Annotated in this window: 6 protein-coding genes; 3 read left to right on the top strand and 3 right to left on the bottom strand. The window is 66.1% G+C overall.

Annotated features, from left to right (window positions below):
• Positions 1-750: transposase (locus GGR61_RS16350; RefSeq protein ID WP_184622693.1), on the top strand; the 750-nt coding region annotated here is incomplete at its 5' end.
• Between the two features lie 311 nt (positions 751-1,061).
• Here the strand turns inward: GGR61_RS16350 and GGR61_RS16345 are convergent.
• On the bottom strand, positions 1,062-1,700 hold the full coding sequence (locus GGR61_RS16345; protein ID WP_184622691.1) for an HD domain-containing protein: 639 nt from the start codon (positions 1,698-1,700) through the stop codon (positions 1,062-1,064).
• A gap of 147 nt (positions 1,701-1,847) precedes the next feature.
• Here GGR61_RS16345 and GGR61_RS16340 point away from each other — a divergent pair, with 147 nt between their 5' ends.
• Entirely contained in the window at positions 1,848-2,594 is a 747-nt protein-coding gene (locus tag GGR61_RS16340; RefSeq protein ID WP_184622689.1) for an EAL domain-containing protein, read from the top strand.
• A gap of 143 nt (positions 2,595-2,737) precedes the next feature.
• Here the strand turns inward: GGR61_RS16340 and GGR61_RS16335 are convergent, their stop codons facing one another.
• Positions 2,738-4,432: an FAD-dependent oxidoreductase gene (locus GGR61_RS16335; RefSeq protein WP_184622687.1), complete on the bottom strand. Its 1,695-nt coding sequence runs from the start codon at positions 4,430-4,432 to the stop codon at positions 2,738-2,740.
• Between the two features lie 223 nt (positions 4,433-4,655).
• Positions 4,656-5,285 carry an alpha-ketoglutarate-dependent dioxygenase AlkB gene (locus GGR61_RS16330; protein ID WP_184622685.1) on the bottom strand — a complete coding sequence of 210 codons (630 nt, stop codon included), beginning with the start codon at positions 5,283-5,285 and terminating at the stop codon, positions 4,656-4,658.
• Between the two features lie 294 nt (positions 5,286-5,579).
• Here GGR61_RS16330 and GGR61_RS16325 point away from each other — a divergent pair, with 294 nt between their 5' ends.
• Positions 5,580-7,928, top strand: coding sequence for a GH92 family glycosyl hydrolase (locus GGR61_RS16325; RefSeq protein ID WP_184622683.1), 2,349 nt, complete (start codon positions 5,580-5,582; stop codon positions 7,926-7,928).
• Positions 7,929-7,957: the final 29 nt, after the last annotated feature.

Here is a 7,957-nt window from a genome sequence, read left to right as displayed (position 1 = left end):
GTACTGGATGCCTTGTTCGATGCCGGTCACCAGGTCGTGCGGGCCAACGCGCACCGCTGCCATGCCTTCGCCGCTGCCATCGGCCTGCCGGCAAAGACAGATCGTCTGGACGCCATCAACCTGGCCTGCATGGCGGCCACGCTGGAGCTGCGTGCCTATCAACCAATGGAGCCTTGGCGGCGCAAGCTGCGCGAGTTCGTGCGCGCGCGCCAGCAGCTGGTGGACCTGGCAACAAGCGCGCAAAACCAGTTGGAACAGGTGACCGACACGACCTTGCGCCGTGTGCTGCAGGCCAATATCGCGCAGATGAAAAAGACCTGCGTGATATTGGAAAAGCACATTGCCGAACAAGTCGGCCAGCAACCGCAGTTGGAGGCCATGCGCGCGTTCAAAGGCGTCGGAGCGATCCTGCAAGCAGTGATCGCCAGCTACCTGCCGGAGCTGGGTAGGCTCGATGGCAAGGCCATTGCCAAGCTGGTCGGCCTGGCCCCCATCGCTCACGACAGCGGACAGATGCGCGGTCTGCGACAAATCCGCGGCGGGCGGATCGAGGTGCGCAACGTGCTGTACATGGCCTGCCTGTCGGCCATCCAGCACGAGCCACGGATCCGGGAGTTCTACCGGTCGCTGCGGGCGCGCGGCAAGCCTGGCAAGGTCGCTGTCGTGGCGGCGATGCGCAAGATACTCGTCATCCTCAACGCCCGCGCCAGAGACGCTCTCGCTGGAGAGTCTCAAGCCATCCCGACCTGAGTGTCCATGCGCTGGATGGGACGATGGCTGCTGACAGCAGCCGGCACCACCGTGCCCGGCTGACGGAGTGGCCAAAGCCCCTCCAACAACACAGTTGCTACAAGGACGTACTTGCGGCGTGTCCCGCGATGGTGGGCGGGCAAGGGCCCTGCAGCCAGGCCGCAGATCAACCGCTCTACAGCTCTACAACCAACGCATCCACACCGTGAAATCGCACCTGGCAACCTGGTCGTGTTTTGACGGTAACCACACTGCGGCCCCTCACACCTGGCGGTGAGCGCAGTCGTATTGCCAGCTGCTCTACAACGCGCTCATCCCAGCGCATGCGCCGGCACCGGCTGCTCGCCGGTATCGGCCAATGCCTGCATGCGCGCCACCACGCCACTGAACAAGCGCGCGGTGGCTGCATCGCGGGTGCGGAAGATGGCTTCCAGCTCGCCGTAGTACCACAGCGTGCCTTCGCGCCCGGCAGTGAACACGTTGAAGATGTCCTGGCCCACGTCGGGGTTTTCCAGGTCCTGCACGATGGTGCGCGCGTTATAGAGCTTGTCGCAGCCCGATACCAATAGCGCGCGCTCCGGCGTCTTGCGCAAATGGTCCAGGTAGGCCAGCTTGCGCTCGCGCCAATCGCGCTTGCGTGCGCCGTCGGTATTGTCGACATCGGCCTTGTCTTCGGCCGTGGCGTCGGTACACGCCATCACGATGTCGGCCACGGCATCGCCGAACTGCGCGCGGATCGAGGCCTCATGGCCGCCGCCGCAGTCTTCCACCACATCGTGCAGCAGCCCGGCGATGGCTTGTTCTTCGTCGCCGCCACATTCCAGCACCAGCGTGGAGACGCCCAGCAGGTGGCTCAGATACGGAATCTGCGTGCCCTTGCGCACCTGCCCGGCATGGGCGATGCGCGCGTAGTCCACGGCCAGGGCGTAACGTTCGGTAAGAGCAGTCATGGGGCGTCCGATGCGAGCGATGGCACATTATCGCCGAGCCCGACCACCCGCGCAGTGAGGATACCGCAAGGATGCACAGCGCCCTCAATGACGCGCTATTTCGGCCGATAGGACTAAGGTAGCCCCACGCCGTACGACTGCCCCGCCATGCCTACGCTTCCCGTTTGCAACGCCTGCCGCGATGGCCAGGACTTCCCCACCGCCATCACCATGGCGTTCCAGCCGATCGTGGACGTCTCCACCCGCAGCATCTATGCCGGCGAAGCGCTGGTGCGCGGCGTCAACGGCGAGTCGGCCGGCAGCATCCTGGCCGCCGTGGATGAGCGCAACCGGTATGCCTTCGACCAGGCCTGCCGGATCAAGGCGATCGAATGCGCCGCGCAGATCGCGCTGCCGGCCTTGCTGTCGATCAACTTCATGCCCAACGCGGTCTACAACCCCGAGCACTGCCTGCGCGCCACGCTCGCGGCCACCGCGCAATACGGCTGGCCGCTGGACGCCATCATTTTCGAAGTCAGCGAACAGGAACATCTAGCCGAACCGGCGCATCTGCTCGACATCATGCGCACCTACCAGGCGCGCGGGCTGAAGACCGCCATCGACGACTTCGGTGCGGGCTATTCCGGGCTCGGCTTGCTGGCCGACTTCCAGCCGGACCTGCTCAAGCTGGACATCGCCCTGGTACGCGGCATCGACGCCGACCGCAGCCGCCAGGCGATCGTGCGCCACGTCACCCGCATGTGCAAAGAACTCGGCGTCGCGGTCATCGCCGAAGGCATCGAACACCCCGACGAATACCGCGCACTGCGCGACATGGGCATCCACCTGCAGCAGGGCTATCTGTTCGCCCGCCCGCAAATCGGTCTACTGCCAACGGTGCATTGGCCGGCGTGAGTCACGCGCCCGCACAGCGTTAGATCACCCTCTCTGCTTGAACGCACGGCGCGCCACTTCAGGCGACAAGGCAACGACCGCTGCATCGACGTAGCGCAGCCACCGCGTTTACCAATCTCGACGCCCGACTCCGCAATCCCCGCTCACTGGCCGCCACTGGCCAGTTCGGACGCAGCCACCGGATTGGCCTGATGCGCCAGATACTGATGGATCTGCGCCACCACCGCCGCGCCCTCGCCCACCGCCGCCGCCACGCGCTTGACCGAGCCGGCACGCACATCGCCGATGGCGAACACACCGGGGCGATTGGTCTCCAGCGGCAGACACGCCGGCACGCCATCGCCACGCGTGTTGCCGGTGATCACGAAACCGCGCGCGTCGGTTTCCACGCACTGCTGCAGCCAGCCGGTATTGGGGTCGGCGCCAACGAACAGAAACAGATGCCGCAGCTCCACGTGCGTGGTCCGCCCATCGGCGCGCGTACGCAATACCGCCGCCTGCAGACCGCGCTCCGGGTCGCCTTCCAATGCAGACACTTCGGTGCCGGGATGCAGCTGCACATTTGGCAGCGCAGCGATGCGGTCGATCAGGTATTGCGACATCGACGACTCCAAACCGTCGCCGCGAATGATCAGGTGCAGCTGCTTGACCCGCGGGGCCAGAAACGCCACCGCCTGGCCGGCGGAATTGCCGCCGCCCACCAGCGCCACCACCCCGCCCTCGCACAGGCGCGCTTCCACCGGCGAGGCCCAGTACGACACGCCGTGGCCTTCGAAGCGCTCCAGCCCCTCGATCTCCGGACGCCGATAACGCGCACCGGAGGCAACCACCACCGTACTGGCCAGCAGTTGCTTGCCATCGGCCAGATCCAGCGTCAGCGCACCGTCGTCGCGCCCGCATTCCAGCGTGCCGGCCTCGATCGGAATCGCCAGCTCGGCGCCAAATTTCAGCGCCTGGTTGTACGCGCGCCCGGCCAGCGCCTGGCCGGAAATGCCGGTAGGAAAACCCAGATAATTTTCGATACGTGCCGACGCGCCGGCCTGGCCGCCGATGGCGCGCTGATCCAGCACCACGACCGACAATCCTTCGGAAGCGGCATACACCGCGGTGGCCAAACCGGCCGGACCGGCGCCGACGATCGCCACGTCGTAGCGCTTGTCCGGGTCGATCTCCGGCGTCATGCCCAGGCAATGCGCCGCTTCGGCATCGCTGGGCTGGCGCAGCACCCGCCCGCTGGGGCACACCATCACCGGCAATTCGTGGTCCTGGATGCCGAACCGCTGCACCAAGGCGCGGCCCTCCTGGTCGGACACATCGATCACCGTGTTCGGATAACCATTACGGGTCATAAAGCCCTGCAACCGGGTCAGATGCGGGTCGTCCGGCTCGCCGATCAACACCGAGCCCGAGGCATCGCCCTCGATCAAGCCGACCCGGCGCAGGATCAATGCGCGCATCACCACCTCGCCCACTTCGGCCGAGCTGATCATCAACGCACGCAGATGCGCAGTATCGAACGGCAACGCCAGGCAGCCCCGTGCCCCGGCGCGCCCGGCCGCCAGCGATGCACGCCCGGCCAGCTGGCTGACCTCGCCGGTGAACTGCCCAGGCGTGTGCAAGGTGATCGGCTTTTCGTTGCCCAATCCGTCGCGTCGCACCACCTCGATGGCGCCTTCCAGCACGACCCACACCGGCGCATGCGCATCGCCGACCTCGAACACCACCTCGCCTGCGTCGAAGCGCTGCGCCGGGCCGCTGGCAAAGCGCCGCGCGATCGCCAGCTGGCCCGCGTCCAGCTCGGGAAACATCTGATGGTGACGGGTATCGGCCAGAGACATGAATCGGCGACGCTATTGGGGGAATGCATGCAAGCATGTCCAGCCGTGAGGGCGATGGCAACTTGCCAATTCGCAGCACTTGGCGTGCCAGCCGCCGCCTGCGCGGCAAGCGGACGCCAGTACACCGGCACGCTGGTTTTTTGTCCATAACGCGGTGACGCTGCTACCGAACATGCACGTCGTCACCAAGCTCGATCCAGGCAAGCAACCGCGACCGTGCGCACTAGGCCTGCACCGGCTCCCAATGCGGGCCATGCTGGCCGGCGGCCATGCGCTCGGCCGGACGCACGCGAAACACCACGCTGATGCGCTCGCCCACCGCACGTGCGGTCTTGGCAATTCCGTGCGCGTGGGTGAGTTGCGAAGCATGGCTCATCGCCAACAGGCTTCCTGCTGCCAGATCCACACCGATCGCAGGTGCGCCAGCGTCCCTTGCACGCAACTGCATGCGGCGCGTGGCGCCCAGCGACACCAGTGCAATCGGATGCGGCGCCAGCAGCGTCTGCAGCTTGTCGTGATGCATGGCAACGCTGTCGCGGCCATCGCGGTACAGGTTCAGGCCCACGGCGTTGTACGGCGCGGGCAGCACGGCCTGCACGGCAGCGAGCAGCTGTTGCAGCGGCAACCCGGGCGGCAGCGCGGTATCCAACCGATACGATGCCAGCAAGCGCGGTACCGCCACCACCCGGTCATACATCTCGCGCTGTTGGCTGCGCCAGTCGGTCATCGCACGCAGGGCGGCAAAGCACTCCTGCGCAACCGCAGGCGCCAGCAGTTGCGGCCAATAGCGCACGCCGCCTTGTGCATCGTGCAGCAGTTGCAGGGGGGCGGCGGGCGCATCGAACAGATCCATCTGCAGGATATGCGGGCGGTCTACGCGATTTCAGCATCCTGGCTCCGAGATTTCTTGCGGGGCGAAGCACAGCCTGCGTCCGCTGCCTGGCAGCTGCAACCGAGCTTCGTTCCTGCGTAAAGGCAACCGACATGGGCGCCCGCAGTTCGATGCGCACGCTGGCATGACGTGACGCAGCAACGCGACCTGTCGCGTCCTTACGAACGAGCTCAACGGTCCAGGTGAACGCTGCCACGCGATCAGCCCTGACAGCTGTGCTACGGTCCGGCGCTGCATCCGCCCGGAACCTTCCGCATGCAGCATCGGTCGATCGCCTCATCCCCCCTGCGCTGGCTGGCGCTGTTTGCCGTCCTCGTGACGTCTGCCGCATCGGCAGCACCACGCGCGGCCGATGCGGGCTTCCACGCGGTGGATCCGTTTATCGGCACCGGTGGCGAAGGCCACACCTACCCCGGCGCCACGGTGCCGTTCGGCATGGTGCAGCTGAGCCCGGATACGCAGATCAAGCCGCGCAAGGACGCCTATGGCTGGGCCGCCGGTTATCGGCACAGCGACAGCACCATTGTCGGCTTCTCGCACACGCATTTTTCCGGCTCCGGGCATTCGGACCTGGGCGATGTGTTGCTGATGCCACAAACCGGCGAGGTCAAGCTGGAACGCGGCGATATCGCCACACCCGGCAGCGGCTACACCGCGCAGTTCGACCATGCCAGCGAGCAGGCCCAGCCCGGCTATTACGCGGTGACCTTGAAAGACCGCAACATCCGCGCCGAACTCACCGCCAGCGCGCGCGTGGGCGTGCATCGCTACCGGTTCCCGAAAGGCACGCCGGCGCATGTGCTGGTCGATCTGCGCACCAGCCTGTACGACTACCCCGGCAAGGTGCAGTGGTCGCGGCTGCGCATCCGCAGCGACGGCACCGTCACCGGCTTCCGCGAAACCCGCGGCTGGGCGCCGGGTCGCCAGCTGTACTTCGCCATGCGGTTCTCGCGCCCGCTCACCGCCACGCAATTGCACGACACCGAGCAGGACATTCCGTACAAGGGCTTTCCACCGCCGGGCGAGAAGAACCCTGCGCAACGCGCACAGATCGAAGGCCGGCAACTGGTCGGCGTGTTCGATGTCGCCAACGACGGCACACCGCTGGTGGTCAAGGTCGCGCTCTCGCCAGTGAGCGAGGCAGGCGCCATCGCCAACCTGGATGCCGAAGTGCCCGACTTCGATTTCGACCGCGTACGCGCAGACGCACGCGCGCAGTGGACGCAAGCGCTCTCGGCGATCGATGCGCAAGGCACCCCGCAACAACGCACCCAGCTCTACACCGCGCTGTATCACACCCTGCTCGGGCCCACCTTGTTCATGGACAGCGATGGCCAGTACCGCGGGCCGGACAATGCCGTGCATCAGGCCAAGGGCTGGACCAACTACTCCACCTTCTCGCTGTGGGATACCTACCGCGCCCTGCATCCGCTGCTGACCTTGGTGCAGCCGCCGCAACGCACCAGCGACGTGGTCAATTCCCTGCTCGCCTCGCGCCGCGAGAGCGCTTACGGCATCCTCCCCGTTTGGGCGTTCCACGGCCTGGAAACCTGGTGCATGATCGGCTACCACGCCGTGCCGGTGATTGCCGACGCCTACATGAAAGGCATCGGCGGCTTCGATGCCAACGAAGCGCTGGAGGCCATGGTCGCCAGCGCCAACTACGGCCCCTACGACGGCATCGCGCAATACCGCGAGCTGGGCTATGTGCCCATCGACGAAGAAGGCGAAGCCGCCTCCAAGACGCTGGAATATGCCTTCGACGACTGGACCATCGCGCGCATGGCCGACAAGCTCGGCAAGCCAGCCATCGCCGCCGAGTTCGACAAGCGCGCCAGCAACTGGAAGCACGCCTTCGACCCCGCTACCGGCTACATGCGCGCGCGCACGCGTGCTGGAAATTTTCGCGAGCCGTTCGATCCATCCGCCAGCGGCTATGGCAGCGACTACACCGAAGGCAATGCCTGGCAATACTCCTGGTACGTGCCGCAGGACGTCGCCGGGCTGGCTGCCGCGCATGGCGGCGACGACAAACTGCTGGCACGTCTGGACGCGGTGTTCGATGCCAAGGTCGACCCCAAGGTGTTCGAGCACATGGAAGACATCACCGGCCTGATCGGCTGGTACGCACACGGCAACGAGCCCAGCCACCATGTCGCCTATCTGTACGCCTATGCCGGGCAACCCTGGCGCACCCAGGCGCGCCTGACCAAGATCATGGACACGCAGTACCACGCCGGCCCGGAAGGCCTGGCCGGCAACGACGACCTCGGCCAGATGTCGGCCTGGTACGTGTTCACCACACTGGGGTTTTATCCGGTCGCACCGGGCAGCAATCAATACATCATCGGCCGCCCGTTCCTGCCGCGCGCCACGCTCAACCTGCCCAATGGCAAGCATTTCAGCGTGATCGCAGACGGCGTGAGCAAGGCGCGCCCGTATATCGGCAGCGCCACCCTCAACGGCCAGCCGCTGACCCGCGCCTACCTCACGCACGCAGAAATCCAGGCCGGCGGCGAGCTGCGTTTTCGCATGCAGGCCACGCCGAACACGCAATGGGCCACCGATCCCGCGCAGCGGCCTTACTCGATGTCGGCGCGGTGATGAAATGAGGAGGGCTGCATTCGCAGCCC

Origin of the sequence: Xanthomonas sp. 3058 (assembly GCF_014199765.1) — a bacterium.
GTDB classification, from domain to species: domain Bacteria; phylum Pseudomonadota; class Gammaproteobacteria; order Xanthomonadales; family Xanthomonadaceae; genus Xanthomonas; species Xanthomonas campestris_B.
This window is presented reverse-complemented; position numbering and strand designations above follow the sequence as displayed.

What these genes read in the sequence shown, in the direction of transcription:
- GGR61_RS16345 (WP_184622691.1), bottom strand. Translation starts at nt 1,700, where the DNA reads ATGACTGCTCTTACCGAACGTTACGCCCTGGCCGTGGACTACGCGCGC.
- GGR61_RS16340 (WP_184622689.1), top strand. Translation starts at nt 1,848, where the DNA reads ATGCCTACGCTTCCCGTTTGCAACGCCTGCCGCGATGGCCAGGACTTC.
- GGR61_RS16335 (WP_184622687.1), bottom strand. Translation starts at nt 4,432, where the DNA reads ATGTCTCTGGCCGATACCCGTCACCATCAGATGTTTCCCGAGCTGGAC.
- GGR61_RS16330 (WP_184622685.1), bottom strand. Translation starts at nt 5,285, where the DNA reads ATGGATCTGTTCGATGCGCCCGCCGCCCCCCTGCAACTGCTGCACGAT.
- GGR61_RS16325 (WP_184622683.1), top strand. Translation starts at nt 5,580, where the DNA reads ATGCAGCATCGGTCGATCGCCTCATCCCCCCTGCGCTGGCTGGCGCTG.